Here is a 23,970-nt window from a genome sequence, read left to right as displayed (position 1 = left end):
ACCCAATTTTCATGGTGTTTCTTGCTGATATACATGGTTATGACTATAGGCGACATCTTCAGGATTGGTGATCAGGTATCCCTGTAACCAGGGTTTAAACGATATTATAAGACATTGTTAATTAAAGGAAGATAGAGTATTTCATCAACATTGCATCTATTTTTGTGGGCAAGATCGCACTATTCCTTTACACTGACGGCGCAGTTTACTTTATAGAGGGATTAAACCATGACACAAACCGTCAAGTTTCAAGGTGGTGATATCACCGTTAACGGAGATTTTCCACAAGCAGGTCAGGCCGCAAAAGCGTTCACACTCGTTGCCAAAGATCTCGCTGATGTCACATTGAGCCACTACGCAGGTAAACGTAAAGTGCTTAATATCTTCCCAAGCATTGATACCGGTGTTTGTGCCACATCTGTCCGTAAATTTAATCAACTTGCCAGCGAATTAGACAATACTGTCGTCCTGTGCATTTCGGCGGACTTGCCTTTTGCTCAGTCTCGTTTTTGTGGTTCTGAGGGTCTGTCTAATGTTGTCACGCTTTCTACACTGCGTGGCGGGAAATTTCAGGAAGATTACGGCGTTGCAATAAGTGAAGGTCCATTGGGTGGGCTGACTGCACGCGCTGTCGTTGTTCTGGATGAAAATAATCAGGTTATTTATAGCCAGTTGGTCGATGAAATCACCAATGAACCTGACTATGACAGTGCATTAGCTGCATTGAAATAATTATTACATTATTAACAGTCACATTGCTCTTGTTTTTTAACACAGCAATGCATTGTTTTTAAAGGTTTATTGTCTGGCGACGATAAAATTACAATTGTATTTTATCGTCGCTCGTTTATTTTATACATCAAACCTTCCCACAATAATGAAGACGCATTATTCCAGCCGACATCAAGCCCTTTGACCTTCCCTCTGAAAAATATTTTCAAATCAAAGTATTGTATTCATTATCGCACCAATAACCGCCTGTTTTTCAATCACCTCATTATATTCACAAAACCACACTATCACTAACTAAAAAGAAACATTAGTTATAATCCTGTTGCAAAATAATTTACCTTGTGAAATATTGCATATCGATTAATGACATCAGATATCTACTTAGTGTAGCCAGTTGGATCAAGGTAATTCAGTGGATAAAACATTTTGATTTGTTTTCTGAACCTTAATCTAAAGGCTCATGCGGTAGCTTTGGTTGCACAAGGGGTTTTTATGGAAAGGATCATTATCGCTCACTCTTCATTAGGTGATGACGCTTTATTCTTTAAGTCATTAAAAGGAAAAGAGAAACTATCAACTATTTATAGTTTTGAAGTCGAACTGTTCAGTGAACAGAAAGATATTGACACCAAAGCGTTACGAAACAAACCCATATCAATAGAAATAAAGAACCCGGCAAACATTTCAGAAAAACCATGTTTTCTAAGCGGACTTGTCCGTGAAGCAATTACCTGTGATTATTACGATAACTACCATTATTTATATAAGGTTATCATCCAACCTGCTTTGTTTATTCTCACTTTAAATAAAGATTTCAGAATCTGGCAAAAAAAGACCGTTCCTGAGATTATTCAAGATATCCTTAATAAACATAAGGTAAAATTTAAGAATGAGCTCAATGCGAAATACCAGCCATTAGAATATTGTACTCAATATAAAGAAACTGATTTCGATTTTTTGAGCCGGCTAATGGAACGTGAAGGGATTTATTACTATTTCCAGCACAATCAAAGTGATCATATCCTTATATTGGCTGATTCCCCTCAATCCCATGCAGCGCTACCTGAACATGCTTCGCTTGAATATTATCCAAACCCTTTTCCACCCAGAAACAAAGATAAATGTTATCTCTATGACTGGACTGTAAGTTATTCAATCACGCCAAAACTCTATACGATGAGTGACTATAACTTTCTTAAGCCAAATGCTCAGCTAAAAGAAACGCAACAAAATCCCGATCCGGCCGCCCCCAAAACAGAATTGTTTGAGTGGCCAGGGAATTACAGCGAAAATACGCAAGGGCAATTCTATGTTCGGATACTACAACAATCCTGTACCGCGCAGAGTCAGTCTATAAAAGCGAAAAGCCTGGAATCAGGCATTGCCCCAGGTTATACCTTTACATTATCAAATGCCCTGCGGGATAAAGATAACGGTGACTATCTTATTATCAGTGCCAATTATGAACTGCATGAAAGCCCCTATATTATAGCGACGAATTCTTCCCCTACTGATGCTGATAGCACAAGAAAAATCATCACAGCGTTCACCGCTATTCCCGCCAAAGTGAACTGGCGCGCTCCCCGCACCACACCGTGGCCGATAGCAGGCACTGAGCGAGCTACGGTTGTCGGCGCAAGTGGCAAAACCATTTGGACCGATGAATATGGCAGGGTCAAACTCAAGTTTCACTGGGACAGAAGCGATACCCAAGACGATAAAAGTTCCTGCTGGGTACGGGTATCCAATAATTGGGCGGGGGCAAAATTTGGGGCAATACAGGTGCCCAGGGTGGGAGAAGAAGTTCTCGTCAGTTTCATTAATAACAACCCCGATGAGCCGCTCGTCGTGGGACGTAATTTCAACCAGAATAATATGCCTCCCTGGGAATTACCCGCCGAAGCCACCAAAATGGGAATAATGTCACGCAGTCTGGAGGGCGGAAAAGAGAATACCAGTTATTTGTTGATTGATGATGCCCAAGGAAAAGAGTCTTTTGAAATACACGCGGAGAAGGACATGAAAATCTCGGTGGAACACGATCAAACGGTTTCTATTGAGGGTTCACGTACCACAGAGATCAAAAATAAACAAAAAACCACCGTGACCAACGGCAAGGAAATCGAGGTCACCAGTGGCGGCATTAAATATACCATCTCTGACGGATATAAAGCCGATATCACGGGTGATAAATCAGAAAAAATCAGCGGTTCTTATCAATTAGATGTTGGCAGTCATCTGACTAAAAATATCAGTGGAAATTACAAATTGAGCATTACAGGAAATAAAAATGAATCCGTGACAGGAAACATTGAGTTTAAAGCCAGTCAATTCTCCTTAACATCCAGTTCTACATTCGACATTAACGGTACGGTTAAAGTTTCTATAACGGGGGTGCTTATCCAATTGGGTTAAGTGCTTAAAAAAATTCATGCGAGACTTTTCAATGCAAATCATCAAACCTCTGCGCTTAAGTCTACTACACCGCCCTTATCGCTGGTTGCAACACAATTATCTTGGGGTCTCCATTATGGCCTTAACCGATATGAGCGCGACTCCTCGCCTACGGCCTGAGCCAGAACTTTGGCAACTTACAGAGGCTGAATTGAAAACCTGCAATGGCATTATCGATCTCGCGATGCCCAAATCCTCCGCTGAATTTCTCGCAACTGGCTATGCCTATACTCATCACCAGACAGATAAAACTGCCTGCTGCGCGCGTATTCAGGTAGAGCAATTGGATAAGACGCTGATGGTTTCCGGGGATCGTCATTGGGTTGGTGATAAACCCTCTGAACCCCAGAAATTCGGCCAGATGAGACTGGATTGGAGCCGTGCTTTCGGCGGAAAAAATTATGAAGAAAATCCACACGGCATCGGCTTTGCCCCAGAGACAGAGGAAAATGGTGGCGAGATCCATCGGTTACCCAATATAGAAGCCCAAAACAGGCAGCTTTTGTCACCACGGGATACCCCCAATCCCGCCAGTTTTTGTCCTCTGGGATTGATGTGGCCACGTCGTTTCACTCGGATAGGTAAAAAATATGACGAACAGTGGCTGGAAAATGAATTTCCGGGTTTTTCCCGTGATATCGACTGGCGATTATTTAATTCTGCTCCCCGTGATCAATGGTGGGAGCAATATCAAGCGCTACCAGAAAACGCCGCATGGCGCATCTGGAATATGCATCCTGAAAAACCGCTACAAGCCGGGAAACTCCCACCGTGGCAAGCTCGCTGCTTTATCAAACGACTGCGCGCCGACGAAGAGGTTTTCGAAGAGATCATCATGCGCAATACAACGGTGTGGTTTTTTCCCCATCTGGAACAAATGCTCCTGATTTGGCACGGCAGCGCACGTATTAATGAGGATGATGCCACTGATGTGGTACAAATGCTCTCTGCCATGGAACTCAGTCACGAAGCGTGCTCGGAAAATTATTATCTGCAAATACTCAACCAGCGCACGGATAAAGCAAAAGGCGCATTATATGCCTTCCGGGAAAAGGATTTGATCCCGGAAAGTATCATTGGCCCGTGGGTAGATACAGAACAACCGAAAAATGCCAGTCCCTTGCGGACAAACCTGCAAAATCGCGAGAAACGCCTGCGTGAGCAACAAAAGGAGCGTATGGCGAAATACGGGAAAGATATCAGTGCACTCATTCCCCCCTGTATTGAACAGCCTTCCAATCCCAGGCCAGATGAATTACCGGAGTTTGTGCACCAAATCGAGCAAGACGCGGCGCAAAAATATCTTGAAGCCGAACAGCTTTGGGAAAAAATGCGTGCAATAGCTCAAGAACGAGGCATTGAGGTCGACCCCATTGCGATGAAAGATCCGCTCAGGGGGCCACAAAATTCCCAGCAAATACGGAATACGCTGTACCAGCAACATGATCAGCAAAAACATGATCAGCAAACATCACGGGAACTGAGTGATACGAAGCTGGAGCAACTTGAGCAATCTCTCCATAAAATGTATCTGGCCTCAGTACAAGCCCAACCGCCGGCCCTGCGTTTGACGGGTAATCTGTCACAAATTATTCGCAAGCGAGTCCAACGCATCATGCAGGAAGGGGGCGATTTCAGGGCAATGGACTTTACGGGAGCCGATTTATCCGGCATGGATCTGCGGGGTGCCAATTTTTCCCACAGTTTGCTGGAAAGCGCCTGTTTCAATAACAGCCAATTAGATGGTGCTGATTTCAGCGAGGCCATGTTGGCCAGAACGGAGATCTGCCACGCCTCTCTCTATGGTGTAAAACTGGATAGTGCCTGTCTGGCACAGGCAAAATGTGAACAAAGCGATTTTTCAGCGGCCAGTTTTAAGGAAACGCAATTGCAGGAAACCTTGTTTGATCATTGCCGATTTAACCACGCGGTCTTCACCGATCTGCTCCTGCAAACCACCTTTATTAAACGTTGCCGTTTTCAGCATTCACAATGGCAAGGTTGTACTTTTCTTGAAATGGTGCTGCCTTCGCTGAAATTTAACCACGCCAGCTTAAAAAAAGTTTCTTTTATCAAATGCCAGTTGGAAAACGCCGTTTTTGATCATGCCATGCTCGAAAGTTGTTCATGGGTAGCAACAAAAGCAGAAGCGATCCGGTTTCGATCAGCCAAACTGCTCAACTGCGTATTTACCCTGCAAAGTGTGCTTAATCAGGCCGATTTCTGCTATGCCACATTAACGGAATGTAATTTACGCCAGACCCCTTTGGTTCAGGCTTCTTTCTGCGCTGCAACGCTGAATAACAGTGACTTGAGCGAAGCCAACTGCCAATTGGCCGATATGCAGTATTTGCATACCAGCAAAAGTCTATTTGTCAGAACAGATTTTAGAAACGCATTGCTGAATAATGCCAACCTGATTGGGGCTTTTATGCAGAAATGTACGTTTTGTGGCACTAATTTACGCGAGGCTAACTTGTTTCGCACGGATATGTCCCAGTCGATCATTGATAACACCACCTTGATTAATCATACCTATACGCAGCGTACTAAAACCTTACCTAAACGTGATCAGGAAGTGATATGAGTACGCTGACGGCCAATGAAGTCATGATTAAAATCAAACAAGGTGACGTCATTGAAAAAGTCAATTTGCAGGGAATATCATTGGTTGGAAAAAATTTATCCGGCGGCAGGTTCAGGGCGGTAGATTTTTCAGATGCCGATTTCTCTCATACTATTCTTGAAGAGTCGGTTTTTACTGAATGCCTGTTCGAAGAAACTGCTTTCAATTCGGCTCTATGTGAAAAAACCTTGTTTGAACAATGCAATATGATACGCGCGATATTCAATAAGGCGACACTGAACGCCAGTCTGTTCAACCAATGTGTTTTGAACAAAACCCAGTTCAAAATCACAAAGCAAAACAGTACTCAGTTTTTATCCTGCCATCTGCAATATGCCAACTTTATTGATAGTGAATTTGAGCGCGTGACATTTATCAATTCAGTTCTGGGTTACGCAACATTACGTAATAGCCGCTTTTTCCTGGCCACATTTTTTCGTCAGGATTTAAGAAACACGGATTTTTATGCCGGTCAGTTCATCAAAACCGTTTTTTTTGAATGTGATCAGCGCGGTCAAGATTACCAAAAACTGCAATTTCAAGAATGTCAGTTTACGAATAATCAACTTGATGCCGTTAATTTTAATCACTCAACGTTAACTCATTGCAACTTTCAGGGAAGCACGCTGCAAGATGCTCAACTTTCGAATGTCAATGCTACCCAAGCGTTATTTATCAACGCCGATTTGACCCGTGCTTGTTGCCACAACAGTCTGTTTAATGAAGCGATTTTTATCGGTGCTTGCCTTGAGTGGACTGATTTCCGGCAAAGTCAACTGCAACAAGCCATCATGCAAAAAGTCCGGGCAGTCAATGCACAATTTGTTGGCTGCGAAATGACCTATGCGGATTTTTCCTATGCCAATGTTAATCATGGTGATTTTCGTTCTGCTCAATTTATGAGAACCCTTTTTCATCGTACTCAACAGGTTGGGACATTATTCACTGATCGCTTAGGCATATTGGAAAATGATCCTGAATTATTTGCTGCTGAAGAGTGGAGTACACAACAACACCAACGTAAGATTTAATCCGGAGGATCAATATGATGAAATCTTCTCACGCACTTTCTTCATCTACTCTTGCTACGGAACCTCTGTACATGGAACAGCCATACCCAGAACAGCTACAGCAGATTGTAGGCCAAGTCGTTAATATTCTTCATGACGGCAGTGTAGTGGTTGAGAACCAAAACCGTAGCTGGCATTGTCAACAAGCCGCCAGTTGCCTATTGACACCTGAAATTGGGGATAATGTATTACTTGTACAAGCCAATAAACAGCACTGGATATTGGCAATATTAGAGCGGGCACAGCAACAAAATCCGGCTGAAATCAAGGTACCCGGCGATTTATCCATTACCGCTCAGGGAAATTTGAATCTAAACAGTAACGGATTGAATATTATTGCCGACAATGGAAATTGCCATATCAATGAAATGCAATACAGTGGCGAATCTTTGTCCGCTTGGGTATCCGTCACAAAGATGATAGGCAATCAATTTGAATCCGTTTGGCAAACGGTCACTCAGTTAAGCCATCGTCTTTTTCGTCATACGACGCAAACAGAACAAGTGCACGCAGGGCAATTGGATATGCGAGCGGAGAGTTATGCACGGCTACACGCCCAAAATACCGTCGTTTCCGCCAAGGCAATCACCAAAATAGATGCTGAACAGATTCATATTGGATAAAAGAGATAAAGGAGAAAGTCATGTTCGCCAATACGCAAGGAGGTGGCATGGATCTGGCAATACCCGATATCTGCCTGACCCCAAGCCCCCCAGGTGCTCCGATACCGGTGCCTTATCCCAATACCGCACAAGGTACTAGTGGCATAAGTGCCAGTACCGCCAATATTCTCTTTGTGGGTAGTCCAGCGCATAACATAACAACCATCATCGCCATAACGAATGGAGATAATCCGGGGGTCAATTTAGGCGTCACATCCGGGACTGTCATGGGGCCATCCCGCCATACGCTGGGTGCCAATAGCGTCTTGATTAAAGGGTCGCCAGCAACCCGACTAACAAGCCCTACCATGCAGAATTCAACCAATGCCATAGGATCACGCATTAGCCCCAGTCAGACAAAGGTCGATATTTCAGGGGCATAATATCCCCCCGTCTCTTTTCTACTGAAGCGATTGATAATAAAACACAGGAGACTTTCTCTATTAATAGGTTAAGTTTCAAACGGGCAATGCTGATATTGCTGTTTTTTCCATTATTGATCGTGCCATTGATAGCATTGACAGGATGTTCATCATCAGAACAGAAAAAATTGCCATCCTATAAATTGATTTTCAATGCCACAAATAATGTGAATGACTCAGCTCCGCTAAAAATACGCATTATTTTATTGAAGTCGGCTTCAGAGTTTATGTCTGCTGATTTCTTCTCACTGCAAGGTAATGCGCAAGCTGTACTGGGTAATAATTTCATTGATTCTCAGCAATTCTTTTTATTGCCTTTCCAACACCAGTATTTCCTGTTGGAAAAAAACCTGCCAGAAACGAACTATATCGGTATTTTTGCGGAATATAAGCAACTGGATGGAAAAAGATGGCGTATTTCGTTGCCGGTTCCTATTCCCGAACAACCTGCTTTCTACCAGTTTTGGGCGTCGTCACCAGACACATTAGATATATGCCTTCAAGTCACAGCCTGTGGTTTAAATTCCGTCAATACATGCCATTAGCGTTATGCCGTAAGAGAAGGAACGAGATGAGTAGATCAGAAAAAGTTATCTGGACAGAAGGCATGTTCTTGCGTCCCCATCACTTTCAACAGGCTGAAAACTATCTGGAGGCTTATGTCCGCGATTGGGGTATGGCTCAGGTGCCCTATTACTGGGGATTTTTAACGTTAAAATTAGATCCGTCATTTCTCGAACAGGGCAAGGTCATGGTTGCCTCAGCCAGCGGGATCTTTCCTGACGGGACTCCCTTTAATTTCACCGAAGCACACGCCCCCGCCCCATTGCAAGTTGCAGAAAATCAAACTGGGGAAAATATCGTACTGGCACTCCCGATCTTCCGGGGAGGAAGGGAAGAAATTATTTTTCATGAGAGCAAAGACTCTATGGCGCGCTTTGTCAGTGTTGATACGGAAGTCAATGACTTTAATGCTATGTCCGTCGGCAGTGCCACCGTGCAGTTTGGGCGAATGCGCCTGCGGTTGATGTTGGAATCAGATCTGACACCGGAATGGACTTCACTCAGTATTGTGCATGTTATCAATAGAACCCGTGAGAATAAATTACACCTTGACTCACACTTTATTCCTCCCCTGCTCAACTGCCATGCACATTCTCAGGTTGTCGGTTTCATCAATGATTTGCAGGGATTGTTGGAACAGCGCCGCCAACAGATAAGTCAGTGTCTGCTACAATTGGGACGACAAAATAGTTCAGAAGTCATGTACTTTCTCTTGCTGTCATTGGTCAATCGTTATAGCGGCCAAATCAACCATATACAGAATATATCCTTACTGCATCCAGAGCGGTTGTTCAGTGAATGGTTGCAATTTGCTACTGAACTGGCCAGTTTTACGCCATCGCGAATTCCAGAAGAAAAACTGCCCATTTATGATCATGACAATTTAAAATTGTGTTTCAATCACCTCATGCTCCTGTTGCGTCAAGGGTTGTCAATCATTCTGGAAGAACATGCGATTCAGTTGCCTCTGACTGAATATTCTCATGGGCTGAATGTGGCGACTTTACCTGACGCCAATATGCTCAATACATTCAGCTTTGTATTGGCCGTTTATGCGGATGTTCCTAAAGAAACGCTGATATCTTACTTTCCAGCGCAGATGAAGATTGCTCCGGTTGGCCGCATACGTGAATTGGTTCAGTTACAGCTACCGGGTATCCCGATCAGTGCCATGCCATCCGTTCCCAGACAAATTCCCTGGCATTCCGGTTACTTATACTTCGAATTAGAAAAAGAGGGTGAATTATGGAACCAAATGGAAAAATCCAGTGGTTTTGCATTACATCTGGCGGGTCAATTTCCTGGCCTGCACATGGAATTTTGGGCTGTCCGAAATCGATCCCAAAGTCAGGCTAAAAGTTAGCGCTAATAGGAGTCGCCGCTGATATGACGCAGAAAAAAGAAATCCCCAATAGGCGTTTTGTGCTTTCTGGCGACGTTCGGGATAATCCATTAGTCACTGCCGCAAACCCCCTATTAAACAGCATCCCACAGATCCGCCAGTATACTGAGCATCCGAATCCAACCGATTTGCGGCAAAAATTGATCGATGACATTCGCAGTTTTGAACTGCAATGCCAATATGCCCAATTACCTTATGAAGTCATTATCGGTGCACGCTACTGCCTTTGTACCGCATTGGATGAAGCCGCAGCGCTGACACCTTGGGGAGTTAGCAGTGTTTGGTCTGGCCGTGGATTGCTGGTGACGTTTCATAACGAAACCTGGGGAGGGGAGAAATTTTTCCAATTGTTAGCCACGCTATCCCAAAAACCCCAAGAGAATCTCTGGTTGCTGGAACTGATTAATTTCTGTCTCCAGCTTGGATTTGAAGGGCGCTACCGTGTCATGGATAATGGGCGCTCTCAACTGGAAACCTTGAAACAGCGCCTGTTTCAATTAATCCATTCGATTCGTGGCAACTATCCCCCTGAACTTTCACCGGCATTGCAGAGGATCGTAGCCCCAAATAAACTCAGGCAATCTTCCTTCCCTATTTGGGCCTATATAGCAATCGTCTGTTTTATTACCTGTATTCTGTATATCGGCCTGAATTGGCAGTTGGAAAATATATCCAGCCCGGTATTGTCGAAAATATATCAAGTCAATTTGCCCAATATATCAGTCAATGATCGCGTTTCTTCTTTCATGCCCCCGACGTTAAATCTGCAAGATAAACTGAGACATGAAAGTACAGCGGGATTACTGAATGTAACGGATTTAGCCGATAGAAGTCTCATCACCTTAAAAGGCGATGGTTTATTCAATACGGGTTCCACGCAAATTAAAAACCGTTATCTCCGCGTGATTAAACATATTGCTGAGACAATAAATAATATCGAGGGAAGAATTTTAATTATCGGTTATACCGATGATGTTCCCATTAATAGCCTCATTTTTTCATCCAACTATGCACTATCACTCGCCAGAGCCAAATCAGTCAAAAGAGCACTGCAAAAATATCTGGATCATCCTGAACGGATAAGTACAGAAGGCAGAGGAGACAGTAACCCCCTATTCCCTAACGATACGCCAAGCCACCGCGCTAAAAACAGACGGGTTGAAATCATACTGTTAGTTCCTCCTGTAAATCAGATGGAGTGAGGAAAATAAAATATGTTGAATGCCATTCTTGCTATTTTTACCAGCCGGTTAATATGGAGTTTCCTTGGAATAACCGCCATCTCTTCTATTATCTGGTTTATTGGCCCTATTACTTCTGTCGGCAACGTAATACCTTTTGAATCAAGTACAGTACGCATAGTGACCATTGCTTCATTATACCTTGTCTGGCTGTTTATCCAGTTAGCGACCCGCTCATATCAGGCTTGGCTAAATAAAAAGCTTTCTACTCCATTAAACAGAGGCAATGACGAGCGTGAGCAATTACAAGATCCACAATATATCCCCTTGGCAGAGCACTTTTCAGATGCCTTGCGGTTACTCAAAAATGCCTACTTTTATGGTTTGAACACCCAATATAAACCGGGCTGGAGCCTCTTTAACCGTCAATATTTATATCAGCTACCGTGGTATGTCCTTATCGGTGCCCCTAACTCAGGGAAAACCACCCTACTGGCAAATTCCGGCTTGCACTTTCCATTAGCCGATCATTTTAAGACCTTTACCCCGTCCGGCATAAAAGGAACGGATAATTGTGACTGGTGGTTCACTAACCATGCTGTCCTGCTGGATACGACCGGACGATATACCACTCAGGACACACTGCCCGAACAAGATGCCCACGAATGGCAGTGTTTTACCCATTTATTGAAAAAATATCGCACACGCCAGCCACTTAACGGCGTCATTGTGACTATTAGTGTGGAAGATTTATTAAATCCATCAAAGAAAGCGCGTGATCAACAAGCCTATTTATTACGCAGGCGTTTGTCAGAATTACATGAACAGTGCAAGATCCAATTTCCAATCTATGTCATTATCACCAAAACGGATTTACTGAAAGGATTTAGTGCGTACTTTTCCCATTTTGACAAGGCGCAGCGCGATCAAATTTGGGGTTTCAACTTTCCATGGAATAAAACAGATCTGTGGAACAAGGCAGATTGGAATCTGGGCGACGTTTTTGAACAGCAGTATCGTCTGTTACAGGAGCGATTAGAGGCAGAATTACCCCATATCTTATTGCACCTGAATCTCCCTCAGCAGTGTGCCGAAAGTTACCTGTTTCCACAAGAATTCGCTGCACTACGACCATTAATTGCCCAGTACCTTGACATCGTATTTGCTAAATCAGGGTTTGATATCCCGTATTCACCACGTGGACTCTATTTCACGAGTGGAACCCAGGAAGGGGTGCCAGATGCAACTTCCGCTCACCGCGCCTATTTTCTGAAAAATTTACTGGAAAATACCTTTCAAGAAGCGGGGCTTGCCAGTCAGAATCGTTGGTGGGTTTATAGAAACCGACTACTGAGGGGATTAGGTTATATTATTCTGGCGGTGATCCTGGGGCTAATCATTAGCTTATTTTTTATCAGTTATCACAATAATAAAAACTACCTGATGGAAGTTCAGGATAAAATTTTCCCGATCCTGAACCAAGCCGCGGAATTAAAAAAGAGTACGCATAGCATCGATATTTATACTCCGATGCCTATTTTGAACAAAGTGGCGGATTTGGGAAAAAGCCCGCACTTTTCACTTGATGATCCGCCCTTGTCATACCAAATGGGGCTATATCGCGGTGAGCAAATCAATAATGCCAGTTTGACCCTGTACACCGAAGCACTACAAACATTACTGCTGCCACAAGTCGTCTTGTTAATAACATCCCAATTGCGCCAAGACAACGGCAATAATACCGATGACACTTACGATACGTTAAAAGCGTATCAAATGTTATGTCAGGCTCAACATTATGACGGTCGGTTCTTGCATCATTGGGTGATGCAATATTTGCAGGCTCATTTACCCCCCGATATCTCACAAGCGCAATTACAGCAAATTGACGGTCATCTGCGTCAATTACTGGAAGGTCAAGTCGTGACGTCTCCCTATGTGTGTGATAATCAACTGATAAAACAGAAACAGGGACTACTCGGCAGTATTCCTCCGGCACGACTTGTTTATACCCATTTGAAACAAGCGTTATTGAATCATCCCAATTTATCCCCGGTGAACTTAACAACGCTGGCTGGCCCTGATGCCGGATTGATTTTCTCACACATCAACGGGACACCGATCACTCAAGATATATCGGGCATGTTCACGCCGGCAGGATATCGAATCGGCACAGGTAAAAATCTAAATACCCTGATTGATAAGTTATACAGCCAGAACACATGGATACTGGGTCGCTATACAGGAACACCAGACCCAGAAAGACAAGCGCCAAAAGAGATTGCGCTTTTAGTCCGGCAATTTTATATCCGTGATTATATTCAACAGTGGGACAATTTTCTGGCCGGCATTCATCTGAATAATATTGACAACCTGGAACAACGCGCCACTATAGCCCAGTTGTTGGCTTCAGATGCCTCCCCTATACGCAATTTACTGATTAATATCAGTAAAAATGTCAATCTGGATGAAGGGTTAAACACCAGCAAGCTCGACAAAAAAATAGGTAATTTTGTAAGCTATCAATCTGGTTCATTGACAAAAATCGTCTCGAATCAATTACTGCCGGAAGATAATCAACTCACGCCAGAACAAGAACTGAAAGAACATTTTGCCCAACTCATTGCATTGGCAAAAAGTTCTGGGGTAAAAAATTCTGATGACAAAAATAAGCAGATTCCCTTTGATAATATTCTCAGTCAAATCGGCAAATTACATGAATATCTGGGTTTGGTGCAGAATGCGGCTAATCTGGGAATACCTGCGCCATCAGATAACATTATCACCCAGCTACAGGCTACGGCGCAGCGTCTGCCCGTGCCATTCAAGGGCATAGTTTCCTCGTTGGCAATAGGCGCCGGCAGTGATACCCAGTTCAGTAACTTAAAAAATCTTAGTAAGCAGCTGAATGCAGACGTCCGAAGTTTTTGCCAGCAAGCTATCGCCAACCGTTACCCTCTGGTACAAAGAGCACTTGACGATATAAAACCGGATGATATGGCGCGGATGTTTGCTCCGCAAACGGGTATTATGGACAGTTTTTTCCAGAAAAATCTGGTGGGAAAAGTCGATACTTCTCAAGCGAACTGGCACTTTATTCCGGGAACGGATGGAAAAGCGCTGCCAGGTAATAAAAGTTTCCTCCAGCCATTCCAACAAGCCCAGATCATCCGGGATACCTTGTTCAGCAGTGGCTCGCCTATCCCTTCATTCCGTGTCATCGTTCGCACCATGAGTATGGATAAAGAGATCTTAAGTATGATACTGGATGTTGACGGCCAGCAATTGCAATATAGCCACGGCCCACAAGTTTCACAGTCACTCAATTGGCCCGGCCCCAATGGCACCAATCAGGTTCGTATCCAATTGAATTTACAAGATGGCACCACCGCAAACCTCATCACTTCCGGTTCGTGGGCGTTAAATCGCCTCATTGACCATGCGAGATATGCAACACGAAATCCAACTCCAGGTCATGATGCAAGCCAGCGCGTAACCTTTAACATCAAAGGTCATCATGTTTCACTGGAGTTTATCCCAAACAGTATTTTTAGCCCGTTTCAACTTCCCCGCTTCACTTGCCCTAATTTGACCAAATGATAAAGACTATGAACATTGACGCCTTACTCGAACCCGTCAGTCTCGAATCTCCTTGCGGAGGGGATCTGGAATATGACCCTGAATTTATGGCACTGGAGCAATCCCTGTACGGAAGAACAGAACAGCAGTTTGGTGATGTCACCATTCCCGCAGAGCCTCCTGATTGGATACAAGCAGAAAAACAGGCCATTAGCCTGTTAAGCCGTACCAAAGATCTACGCATTATCATGGCGCTAACACAATCATGGCTGGAAACACGGGGATTATGTGGCTATGCCGATGGCTTGAATTTGCTTCAGCAGACATTAGAGCGTTATTGGCAAGAAGTTTGGCCGAAATTGGAGTTTGAGGGAGAATATGACCCCTTATTTCGTCTCAACATACTTGCCGCGATCGAGGACGATTCTCCTCTCACCTTCGAAGTGCAACGTTCCATTCTACTGAAAAGTATTTCAAAAGAATTATCGTTGCAGGAAGTTGCTTCATTGCTCGACGGCACAATGAGTGAAATTAATGGCTATACCGGTGGGCGCTCCCGATTACAGGAGGAATTGAAACAACAGGCTAATAGCCCTGAAATTTTGGCAGTGATCAATATTCAAGATCACCTGATTGCAATACTCGACATTATTCGCCGGGAATTATCAGAAAGCTATGCTCCGGAATTCTCCCGGCTATTAAAACAATTAAATAAAGTGATTGAATTTTGTCCCATACCCCCGAAAACCAGAGGGACGGCTAAGGAGCCAGATCACCAAAATATTTTTGCATCAACTTTATATGCACAACAGAAAGCAGCGGAACAAAAAGCGCTGGCCTCAACACATTCAACAAATCAGGTCGTTGATGATTGGCATGGAATTGAAGCCAGTAATCGTGATGAAGCACGCATATTATTAGAAAAGGCTAAAAACTATTTTCTCATTTATGAACCCAGTCATCCCGCTCCGCTCATGATCGCTCGCATTCAACGGTTAATTGATCGTGACTTTATTGAGATTGTTTATGATCTTGCCCCAGATGGATTAAATCAACTCGAAATCATTTTTGGTCGTCCAGATAATTTTGATGCGAATTAATCGTCGTGTCCCAAATAATCTGTCTTATTAAATTAGCTCGTTATTAGCCAGTATGGAGAATTTGTTATGAAATCCAGTGGACAAAAGTTTATTGCTCGAAATCGTCCCCCACGTGTACAAATTGAATATGACGTCGAACTTTACGGTTCAGAGCAGCAAATTCAATTACCGTTTGTGATGGGAGTGATAAGCGACTTAGCAGGAAAACCCTTGGAGGCTTTACCTGAAGTGAGTGAGCGAAAATTCATGGAAATCGATATTGATAACTTTGATGAGCGCATGAAATCAATCCAACCTCGTGTTGCTTTTCAGGTGGACAATACGTTAACCCATGACGGAAAACTGAATATCGAATTAATTTTTGAAAGAATGGAAGATTTTCAGCCTGATGCGATTGCTAAAAAAGTAGATCCCTTGGCTAAGTTACTGGAAGCGCGAACTCAACTGGCAAACTTATTATCTTATATGGATGGTAAAAGCGGCGCAGAACAATTGATCGCCGATATCCTGCAAAATCCTGCCCTGCTGAAATCACTGGCCGAAGCACCAAAACCTACCGACAGTGCCGCTAATACCGAAAATGCCAACACCGAAGAAGCTGAAAATAAGGAGTAATGCATGAGCACGACTGAACAAGACACTGAATTTCAGCAAGAACAGGCTCCGAAAGAGTATACGCCTGATGAACTGGGTATATTGCTGAATAAAGAATTCCGTCCGCAAAACGACCAGGCACGCAGCGCGGTTGAAAGCGCAGTGACCACACTGGCACAACAAGCACTGGAAAATACAGTGACGATCTCCAGTGATACCTACCGCACCATTCAAGCCCTGATTACCGAAATCGATAAAAAACTGTCACAGCAAATTAATCACATTCTGCATCATGATGAATTCCAAACGCTGGAAGGGGCCTGGCGTGGTTTGCACTATCTGGTCAATAACACCGAAACGGATGAAATGTTAAAAATCCGTGCAATGTGTATTTCCAAAAAAGAGTTAAGCAGTACGCTGAAACGCTTCAAAGGTGTCAGTTGGGATCAAAGCCCGATCTTTAAAAAGATCTATGAAGCGGAATATGGTCAGTTTGGTGGTGAACCTTTTGGCTGCCTTATCGGCGATTATTATTTCGATCACACCGCACCCGATGTTGAACTTTTGCGTGAGATGGCCCAAATTAGCGCCGCAGCACATTGCCCCTTTATTTCAGGGGCGGCGCCGAGTGTAATGCAAATGGAATCCTGGCAAGAGCTATCTAATCCACGGGATCTGACTAAAATCTTCCAGAATACGGAATACGCCCCTTGGCATAGTTTGCGCGAATCAGAAGATGTTCGTTACCTGGGATTGACGTTACCCCGTTTTCTCTCACGCCTGCCCTATGGTAATAAAACCAATCCTGTTGATGATTTTAATTTTGAGGAGGAGACCGAAGGCCCAACCCACAGTAACTATACCTGGGCCAATGCTGCTTATGCTATGGCGGTTAACATCAACCGTTCATTTAAATTGTATGGCTGGTGTACGTCTATCCGTGGCGTAGAATCCGGCGGGATTGTGGAAAACTTGCCTTGCTACACGTTTCCCTCTGATGATGGCGGCGTGGACATGAAATGCCCCACCGAAATCGCCATTAGCGATCGCCGTGAGGCAGAATTGGCAAAAAATGGGTTTATTCCGTTATTGCATCGCAAAAACACCGATATGGCCGCCTTTATTGGCGCACAATCCCTGCAAAAACCGGCTGAATATTATGACCCCGACGCCACCGCTAACGCGAATCTTTCCGCTCGTTTACCCTATTTATTTGCCTGCTGTCGTTTTGCCCACTATTTAAAATGTATTGTGCGCGACAAAATCGGGACATTTCAGGAGCGCAATGACATGGAAAGCTGGCTCAATAACTGGATAATAAATTATGTTGACGGTGATCCCGCAAACTCTTCTCCAGGAACCAAAGCACGGAAACCGTTGGCAGCCGCAGAGGTTCAGGTAGAAGAAATTCCAGGTAATCCAGGATATTATCACGCTAAATTCTTCCTGCGTCCTCATTATCAATTAGAAGGATTAACCGTTTCTTTACGTCTAGTATCAAGATTGCCTTCATTAAAAAGCGCTTAATTTTCTAATATCAGGAGATCCCTTAATCAGCTACAACATTATTCTTTTTATCTGTGACTTTTCATTACTATATAACTGTTACCACATCAACTAAACACATCATCCTGCATTCAATATTATGTATTGAACATCATTTAATATAATAAAGATTTGAGGTGTAACTATGTCTAATGTCGCTCCTATGATGTATAACATTCTTTCTTTCGTCAACTTCGATGGAATTAAAGGTGAATCGCAAACTGATAAATATATAGGTTGGATTGGCGTCCAATATATTAGCCGTGCCATAGTTAATCCTGCTAATAGTTCAACCGACGTTGGGAGCTGGGGTTCAGGTAAAGGTGTTTTAAGTCATTTCATGCTTCATCTTAATTATGATAAAGCGATAACCGCTTTAGAAAAATATGCTGTCACGGGTAAACATATTCAGAAAACAGAAATTCATTCACTTCGCTTCGTTGGGGATAGTGCCCCTTCGTTATGGACTAAATATATACTGACCAATACTTATATTTCTGAAATTGGTAGTGGGCAACCTTCTGATAATATCATGACAGTTGGCCTAAGAACGAAAAAAATTCAGTTCAGCTACACACCAACAGATTATGAAGGTAAAAAACAGGCTGAAGTTAGCTGGACCTGGGATCTTGAAAAGAACACCGCCGAATAATCTTATTTATATATGTTACTCATATCACGCTGCCAATAACCTCCCTGCGGGGAGGTTATCTTCCATCAGCAATACTTCCGCCAACAATAATTCCACCAACAATAGGTATCCATCATTATGCGATTCACCATTGTTAAAAATATCGGTACAAACCAGCCGCAACAACTGAGTTATGATTTTATCCCCCCCGGTGGCACCATTGGCCGCGGCCCAGATAATCACTGGGTTTTGCCCGATGAAGGGCAAGCCATAGCGCGTTTACAGGCGATTGTATCGATTTCTACCGATGGCGAATGCCGTATGACCAATCGGGGAGCAGCCTCTGAGATTTTATTAAATGCTATTCCTATGGCTCCCGATCGCCAAATAGAAGTCCGTGACGGTGATATATTGAATATCGGCGATTATCAAATTCAACTTATTGATATTAATCCCATTAATATCAACCCCATTAATATCAATCAAAGTGCGGGTAAGCCACCGCTGGCAACAACTCGCGTTCTGGATGAGGTTTGGGACTTTTCGGAATTAAATGACAATAATCCGCTGATAAAACAGCAACAGCAAGAACGCAATCCAATAAACCCCCTCGAACACATGGAGGCAATGATTGAGCTGGATTCTCTGCAATTTCGGGCCACTGATCCGGTGACCATGTTTAATGCAGATACTGATTTCCGGCAAGAAAATATTTTCAATGACAGTACGCCCAGTGCCTTATTGCAGCAAGGCAAACAGGGTAATAATCGGAATGAGAAGCAGGAAACTGATCCCCTGATTTTATTCTCCGATAAGCCTATGCGGGGAGTTAAAAATGATCCCACCCTTAACTTGATGCTAAATAGTGCTGAACCGCTGGTCGCTCTGGATGATACGATTATCTCCAGTCATAATAATAATGACCACCGCACCGCCGAACGTCTGAATATCGACCCGATTGCGTATTCCCCTAATCCTCCCCCATCAGATGACGCTAAAAATAGGATTAAATTAGAGGGGAAACTGTTGGCAGCTTTACTGGACGGTATGGGGCTAAGTCATATTCAAAGCCCACAATTTGATGAAGATACAATGTATAAACTGGGAAAATTACTCAGCCAGTTATCACAAGGCATTATCGCGCTCAATGCTTCCCGCACCCGGTTAAAAGAGGAGACTGATACGGGAGTGACCCAGATTCTGGCGGATGGCAACAATCCATTTAAACTCCTTCCCTCTGGTCAGGCTGTGCTGGTTCAAATGTTTGGCGACCATATGCCCGGATTTATGTCACCAGAACAGGCAACACGCGATATTTTAGTCGAGTTACAGGCACATCAATTAGGTATGATTGCCGGATTACGCTCTATGACAAAAGATATTTTACATCCCGTTGATCCTGTTGTTATTGAGCAAAAAGCACGGAAAACAGGTAATCTCCCTCGGTTGTCATTATCATCAACCTATAAAGCCTCTTTATGGGATTACTTCACCCAATATTATCGGAAAATCATGATAAAAATTGAGCAAGATGACCCCCTGTTTGGTGAAAATTTTCAGCAATCTTATGAAGCAGAAATTATTCGATATAAAGATTCGCAAAATCAATCAAAAAATAAAAAATAAGGAATTCTTACCCTGCCCCTTAATTGACACTCTTCTTAATCAAGATATTTAATAGATAACTGATAGCTAATAGATAACTAACTAATGAAAGACAATATCACTTTATTACATGGTGGTTATCATTCTCGCAAGCCCCCTGCGCGTATAACTGCCAGAGACAGAATGCAGTCTTCTTTGCTTGACAGGCTTACTGATAATGAACCGGACAAGAACAAAGAAACCGTTAGCAGCTATTTATTATCACACAGAACCTTTCGACAAAATGTATTACGGGATTTACAGTGGTTACTGAACAGCATCAATAAAGAACCGGATCAAAATCTGGTGTCTTTCCCTGAAATACAACACTCTACTTATAACTTTGGTATCGCACCCTTAGCGGGTAAAAATATGTCCGATGTCGAATGGCATGATATCCAAGATAAAATCGTTAAAGCGATTCATATTTTTGAACCACGCATTATTCCCAATGAATTGCAAGTCAATTGCATTTCCAATATCAATTCATTGGCTATGTACAATATATTGTCTATCGAAATAAAAGGGTTTTTGTGGTGTATTCCCTGGCCAATAGAGTTCCTGTTCCGCAGTGATATCGATTTAGAGCACGGTTATTTCAACATGAAAGAAGCGGGATAAAAAATAGAGGAAACGTTATGGATAGCAAATTGCTGGAATATTATAACCGTGAGTTGGTTTACTTACGTGAAATGGGCAAAGAATTCGCGGAACGCTATCCCAAAATTGCCAATCGTTTAGGTATGCACGGCATCGAAGTCGCCGATCCCTATGTTGAACGTCTGCTAGAAGGATTTGCTTTCTTGACTGCCCGTATTCAGTTAAAAATGGATGCCGAATTTCAACATTTTTCCCAGCATTTACTGGAAATGCTCTATCCCAACTATCTGGCCCCCACTCCGTCAATGGCAATTACAGAGCTCCAGCCAGACATGAGCAAAGGCGATATCAGCCACGGCTTTCTGGTGCCACGCGGCACGATTATGCTCTGCCAATCGCTGAAAAACGATGGCATTACGTTGCAATACGCCACCACTCAGGATGTCGTTTTACAACCTCTCGCGCTGAAAAACGTTGAGCTTGGCAAGATCCCTGCCAACATTCCCCTTGTAGGATTAAATCTTCATCAATATGGTGCGGTCAGTGCATTGCGCATCCGTCTTGCCTGTAAGGGAAAGTTTTTCCTCCACGATTTGGAATTCAATAAACTGACTTTTTTTCTTTCAGGGCCGGATATTCAGTCCCAGAAGTTGCTGGAACTGATTATGGAGCATTCTGTCGGTATGGTATGCCACACGTTGGGTGAAACGCCGCAATATTTGGCATTACCGGATATTTCTCCATATCATGAAGGTTTTGCTGATGATCAGGCGCTATTACCCAATGATCCCCGTAATTTTAGTGGATATCGCCAACTCCAAGAATATTTTGCCTTTCCTGCACGTTTCCAGTTTTTCAGTCTTCGCGGTATGCAGTCTTTGCTTAAGGAAACCAAGAACGAAACGGAATTCGAGCTTATCCTGCTCTTGGATAAAATCGACAGAAGTTTGGAAAGCCTGATCGATACCTCCTATCTGGCATTGAACTGTACTCCGGTGATTAACTTATTTCCCAAAATGACTGAACGGGTCACGGTGGATGAAAGTCGCAACGAATATCATCTGGTCGTGGATAATATCCGCCCCCTGGATTACGAAATTTTTTCCGTGCAGCGCTTGCACGGTGTCGATACCCAATACAAACAAGAACGCCTGTTTCGCCCTTTTTGGTCAACCAACAGCGATGACGACGGTAATTACGGTGCTTATTTCTCATTGCGCCGGGACCCGCGCATTTTGTCTGAACATGCCCACCATTATGGCACCCGTACCAGCTATATCGGCACAGAAACCTTTATCTCAATTGTTGATGAACATCATTCCCCTTGGCCCGACACATTAAAGTATCTGAGTGCCGATGTGATGTGCACTAACCGAGATTTACCCGCCATGTTGCGCCAACAGGATATCAATAGCTTTGTTATGCTGGATTCCATCCCCATCAGTAAAATTGAGTTTATTAAAAGACCAACTATCCCTCGTCCTGCTCTGGCAGAAGGCTCAATCTCATGGAAGCTAATCAGCCAACTGCAAATGAATTACATGAATTTTATCGATAACGATCAAGAAGGAACCCAGGCACTGCGACAATTATTGCGTCTCTATGCCGATCTTGCTGAACCCGCCGTAGTGCGTCAAATCAACGGGATACGCCACTGCTCATTAAAAGAAGTCTATCGCAGAGTATCCGTATCTGGGCCTATCGTCTTTGCCCGTGGTGTCAGCATTAAACTTGAAGTCAATGAGCAAGACTTTGCCGGCACCAGCCCGTGGCTTTTAGGCAGTGTGCTGGAAAAATTATTCTCACGTCTGGTCACCATGAATTCTTTTACGGAAATGACACTACACAGTCAGCAACGTGGGCAGATTGGCTTCTGGCCTGCCCGCATGGGCAACAAGAAATTGATATAACAGTTTAGTGAACAAACCAATACTTAAAAGATGACGGAAATAAAAGGCAGGTGAATATGAAGACAGATGTCATTGCCATTCATCGTATATGCCGCTTACCAGATTATTTCTGGCAACAGCTCACTCAAACCCCTTGGCAATTCGATCTCTTTCAAACCTTGCGTCGCATTGACGCCCAATCGGGAAAATATTACCGATTAGGAACAGCGCCATTACCACGATATGAACCTTTGCGCTTGGGACAAGAAGCGTCAATGGCATTCGCACCTTCCACCCTATCCAAAGTCCATCAGCTAGAAAATTCAGAGCGATATGAAATACTTATTTACAGTTTCGGATTATTTGGCCCCAATGGGCCATTGCCTCTGCACCTGACTGAATATGCCTATTCACGGAAATATAATTATCGAGATCCAACGTTGTCTGACTTTGCCAATTTATTTCATCACCGGCTGATCCTCCTGTTCTATCGAGCCTGGGCCAATGCACAGCCCACTTCGTCGTTAGACAGACCAGAAAACCAAAAATTCTGTCATTATTTAGCTTGTCTGATAGGCATGGGATTACCGGCTCAACAGAACTTCAGCACGATGAATAATGATACGATTACCGGCAACTATATTACTGGCAACTATATTACTAACAACTATAGTGGCAATCGTATCAGCAATCATGCCTGTTACGCTTTGTCTGGCCATCTTTCCCGCCAAGGGCATAGCGCGGAAGGATTGAGGAAAATATTGCTGTTTTATTTCAGGGTTCCCGTAAGAATTATCCAAAATATTCCCCAATGGCTGAAAACCGAAACACAGGATCAGGTGCGGTTGGCAGCAGGTCGTCATATTCCCTGTTTAGGCAAACAGGCAATTTTGGGCATCGCAGTATACGATATTCAACATAAATTCCGTATTGAGTTAGGGCCACTCACTCGTGCAGAGTATGACCGGTTTCTGCCTGGACAGCCGAAATCTCAACAAGTGCGCGATTGGGTTCACCAATACTTAGGGATTGAATATGCGTGGGATATTAGGCTGATACTTGATAAAGCGGATATAACAGAAATGTATCTGTCAGAAACGGTGAAATTGGGCCTCAATAGCTGGCTAGGAAAAGTGAAAAGGCCAACCCATTATGATGACTTAATCTACAGTCCAGAATCTTCCAAAATTCATTAAAAACGATTTCCCATACCCAACCACTTTCAATTTGTGGGCAACCCACAAAGTCATTTCATTCCATCCATCATCCCCATAA

Annotated in this window: 18 protein-coding genes; all 18 read left to right on the top strand. The window is 43.5% G+C overall.

What is annotated here, in order from left to right; genetic code table 11:
* The first annotated feature begins 228 nt into the window (after window positions 1-228).
* The 18 genes from tpx (at window position 229) to tssG (ending at window position 23,891) form a co-directional block, all read left to right on the top strand.
* Window positions 229-732 (top strand): thiol peroxidase, encoded by a 504-nt coding sequence (gene tpx, locus XDD1_RS08820; protein WP_045970443.1) that lies wholly within the window; start codon window positions 229-231, stop codon window positions 730-732.
* Window positions 733-1,224: 492 nt separating this feature from the next.
* Window positions 1,225-3,147, top strand: a complete 1,923-nt coding sequence (locus XDD1_RS08815) for a type VI secretion system Vgr family protein (protein WP_052705668.1) — start codon at window positions 1,225-1,227, stop codon at window positions 3,145-3,147.
* Window positions 3,148-3,178: 31 nt separating this feature from the next.
* On the top strand, window positions 3,179-5,773 hold the full coding sequence (locus tag XDD1_RS08810; protein WP_045970441.1) for a DUF2169 family type VI secretion system accessory protein: 2,595 nt from the start codon (window positions 3,179-3,181) through the stop codon (window positions 5,771-5,773).
* Window positions 5,770-6,843, top strand: coding sequence for a pentapeptide repeat-containing protein (locus XDD1_RS08805; protein WP_045970439.1), 1,074 nt, complete (start codon window positions 5,770-5,772; stop codon window positions 6,841-6,843). The genes XDD1_RS08810 and XDD1_RS08805 overlap by 4 nt, the downstream gene beginning before the upstream one ends.
* 71 nt (window positions 6,844-6,914) lie before the next feature.
* Window positions 6,915-7,505, top strand: coding sequence for a DUF3540 domain-containing protein (locus XDD1_RS08800; protein WP_408068292.1), 591 nt, complete (start codon window positions 6,915-6,917; stop codon window positions 7,503-7,505).
* A 20-nt stretch (window positions 7,506-7,525) separates the two neighbouring features.
* A complete protein-coding gene (locus XDD1_RS08795) occupies window positions 7,526-7,927 on the top strand; it encodes a DUF4150 domain-containing protein (protein WP_045970437.1) in 402 nt (133 codons plus the stop codon).
* A gap of 86 nt (window positions 7,928-8,013) precedes the next feature.
* Window positions 8,014-8,511 (top strand): type VI secretion system lipoprotein TssJ, encoded by a 498-nt coding sequence (gene tssJ / locus XDD1_RS08790; RefSeq protein ID WP_045970435.1) that lies wholly within the window; start codon window positions 8,014-8,016, stop codon window positions 8,509-8,511.
* 26 nt (window positions 8,512-8,537) lie between these two features.
* The gene (tssK, locus tag XDD1_RS08785) at window positions 8,538-9,893 is read left to right on the top strand and encodes a type VI secretion system baseplate subunit TssK (RefSeq protein ID WP_045970433.1); all 1,356 of its coding nucleotides are present in this window, start codon (window positions 8,538-8,540) and stop codon (window positions 9,891-9,893) included.
* Window positions 9,894-9,916: 23 nt separating this feature from the next.
* Window positions 9,917-11,134 carry a DotU family type VI secretion system protein gene (locus XDD1_RS08780; protein ID WP_045970431.1) on the top strand — a complete coding sequence of 406 codons (1,218 nt, stop codon included), beginning with the start codon at window positions 9,917-9,919 and terminating at the stop codon, window positions 11,132-11,134.
* 12 nt (window positions 11,135-11,146) lie between these two features.
* The gene (tssM, locus tag XDD1_RS08775; RefSeq protein ID WP_045970429.1) at window positions 11,147-14,713 is read left to right on the top strand and encodes a type VI secretion system membrane subunit TssM; all 3,567 of its coding nucleotides are present in this window, start codon (window positions 11,147-11,149) and stop codon (window positions 14,711-14,713) included.
* A gap of 8 nt (window positions 14,714-14,721) precedes the next feature.
* On the top strand, window positions 14,722-15,792 hold the full coding sequence (tssA, locus tag XDD1_RS08770; protein WP_045970427.1) for a type VI secretion system protein TssA: 1,071 nt from the start codon (window positions 14,722-14,724) through the stop codon (window positions 15,790-15,792).
* Between the two features lie 66 nt (window positions 15,793-15,858).
* Complete coding sequence (tssB, locus tag XDD1_RS08765; protein WP_045970425.1) at window positions 15,859-16,407, top strand: type VI secretion system contractile sheath small subunit; 549 nt, start codon at window positions 15,859-15,861, stop codon at window positions 16,405-16,407.
* A gap of 3 nt (window positions 16,408-16,410) precedes the next feature.
* Window positions 16,411-17,913: a type VI secretion system contractile sheath large subunit gene (tssC, locus tag XDD1_RS08760; RefSeq protein ID WP_045970423.1), complete on the top strand. Its 1,503-nt coding sequence runs from the start codon at window positions 16,411-16,413 to the stop codon at window positions 17,911-17,913.
* A gap of 163 nt (window positions 17,914-18,076) precedes the next feature.
* Window positions 18,077-18,583 carry an Hcp family type VI secretion system effector gene (locus XDD1_RS18415; protein ID WP_052705666.1) on the top strand — a complete coding sequence of 169 codons (507 nt, stop codon included), beginning with the start codon at window positions 18,077-18,079 and terminating at the stop codon, window positions 18,581-18,583.
* A gap of 117 nt (window positions 18,584-18,700) precedes the next feature.
* Complete coding sequence (gene tagH / locus XDD1_RS08750; RefSeq protein ID WP_231854486.1) at window positions 18,701-20,188, top strand: type VI secretion system-associated FHA domain protein TagH; 1,488 nt, start codon at window positions 18,701-18,703, stop codon at window positions 20,186-20,188.
* Between the two features lie 84 nt (window positions 20,189-20,272).
* Window positions 20,273-20,827 carry a type VI secretion system baseplate subunit TssE gene (locus tag XDD1_RS08745; RefSeq protein WP_045970418.1) on the top strand — a complete coding sequence of 185 codons (555 nt, stop codon included), beginning with the start codon at window positions 20,273-20,275 and terminating at the stop codon, window positions 20,825-20,827.
* 17 nt (window positions 20,828-20,844) lie between these two features.
* On the top strand, window positions 20,845-22,716 hold the full coding sequence (gene tssF / locus XDD1_RS08740; RefSeq protein ID WP_045970416.1) for a type VI secretion system baseplate subunit TssF: 1,872 nt from the start codon (window positions 20,845-20,847) through the stop codon (window positions 22,714-22,716).
* 56 nt (window positions 22,717-22,772) lie between these two features.
* Complete coding sequence (gene tssG / locus XDD1_RS08735; protein ID WP_045970414.1) at window positions 22,773-23,891, top strand: type VI secretion system baseplate subunit TssG; 1,119 nt, start codon at window positions 22,773-22,775, stop codon at window positions 23,889-23,891.
* The last annotated feature ends 79 nt before the right edge of the window (window positions 23,892-23,970 follow it).

Source organism: Xenorhabdus doucetiae (assembly GCF_000968195.1).
In the GTDB taxonomy this organism is placed as follows: domain Bacteria; phylum Pseudomonadota; class Gammaproteobacteria; order Enterobacterales; family Enterobacteriaceae; genus Xenorhabdus; species Xenorhabdus doucetiae.
The sequence above is the reverse complement of the archived record's forward strand: the minus strand, read 5'-3'. Positions and strand labels throughout refer to the sequence as shown.

Bases quoted from the DNA above. Each gene is read 5' to 3' on its own strand.
- tpx (WP_045970443.1), top strand. From the start codon at position 229: ATGACACAAACCGTCAAGTTTCAAGGTGGTGATATCACCGTTAACGGA.
- XDD1_RS08815 (WP_052705668.1), top strand. From the start codon at position 1,225: ATGGAAAGGATCATTATCGCTCACTCTTCATTAGGTGATGACGCTTTA.
- XDD1_RS08810 (WP_045970441.1), top strand. From the start codon at position 3,179: ATGCAAATCATCAAACCTCTGCGCTTAAGTCTACTACACCGCCCTTAT.
- XDD1_RS08805 (WP_045970439.1), top strand. From the start codon at position 5,770: ATGAGTACGCTGACGGCCAATGAAGTCATGATTAAAATCAAACAAGGT.
- XDD1_RS08800 (WP_408068292.1), top strand. From the start codon at position 6,915: ATGGAACAGCCATACCCAGAACAGCTACAGCAGATTGTAGGCCAAGTC.
- XDD1_RS08795 (WP_045970437.1), top strand. From the start codon at position 7,526: ATGTTCGCCAATACGCAAGGAGGTGGCATGGATCTGGCAATACCCGAT.
- tssJ (WP_045970435.1), top strand. From the start codon at position 8,014: ATGCTGATATTGCTGTTTTTTCCATTATTGATCGTGCCATTGATAGCA.
- tssK (WP_045970433.1), top strand. From the start codon at position 8,538: ATGAGTAGATCAGAAAAAGTTATCTGGACAGAAGGCATGTTCTTGCGT.
- XDD1_RS08780 (WP_045970431.1), top strand. From the start codon at position 9,917: ATGACGCAGAAAAAAGAAATCCCCAATAGGCGTTTTGTGCTTTCTGGC.
- tssM (WP_045970429.1), top strand. From the start codon at position 11,147: ATGTTGAATGCCATTCTTGCTATTTTTACCAGCCGGTTAATATGGAGT.
- tssA (WP_045970427.1), top strand. From the start codon at position 14,722: ATGAACATTGACGCCTTACTCGAACCCGTCAGTCTCGAATCTCCTTGC.
- tssB (WP_045970425.1), top strand. From the start codon at position 15,859: ATGAAATCCAGTGGACAAAAGTTTATTGCTCGAAATCGTCCCCCACGT.
- tssC (WP_045970423.1), top strand. From the start codon at position 16,411: ATGAGCACGACTGAACAAGACACTGAATTTCAGCAAGAACAGGCTCCG.
- XDD1_RS18415 (WP_052705666.1), top strand. From the start codon at position 18,077: ATGTCTAATGTCGCTCCTATGATGTATAACATTCTTTCTTTCGTCAAC.
- tagH (WP_231854486.1), top strand. From the start codon at position 18,701: ATGCGATTCACCATTGTTAAAAATATCGGTACAAACCAGCCGCAACAA.
- XDD1_RS08745 (WP_045970418.1), top strand. From the start codon at position 20,273: ATGAAAGACAATATCACTTTATTACATGGTGGTTATCATTCTCGCAAG.
- tssF (WP_045970416.1), top strand. From the start codon at position 20,845: ATGGATAGCAAATTGCTGGAATATTATAACCGTGAGTTGGTTTACTTA.
- tssG (WP_045970414.1), top strand. From the start codon at position 22,773: ATGAAGACAGATGTCATTGCCATTCATCGTATATGCCGCTTACCAGAT.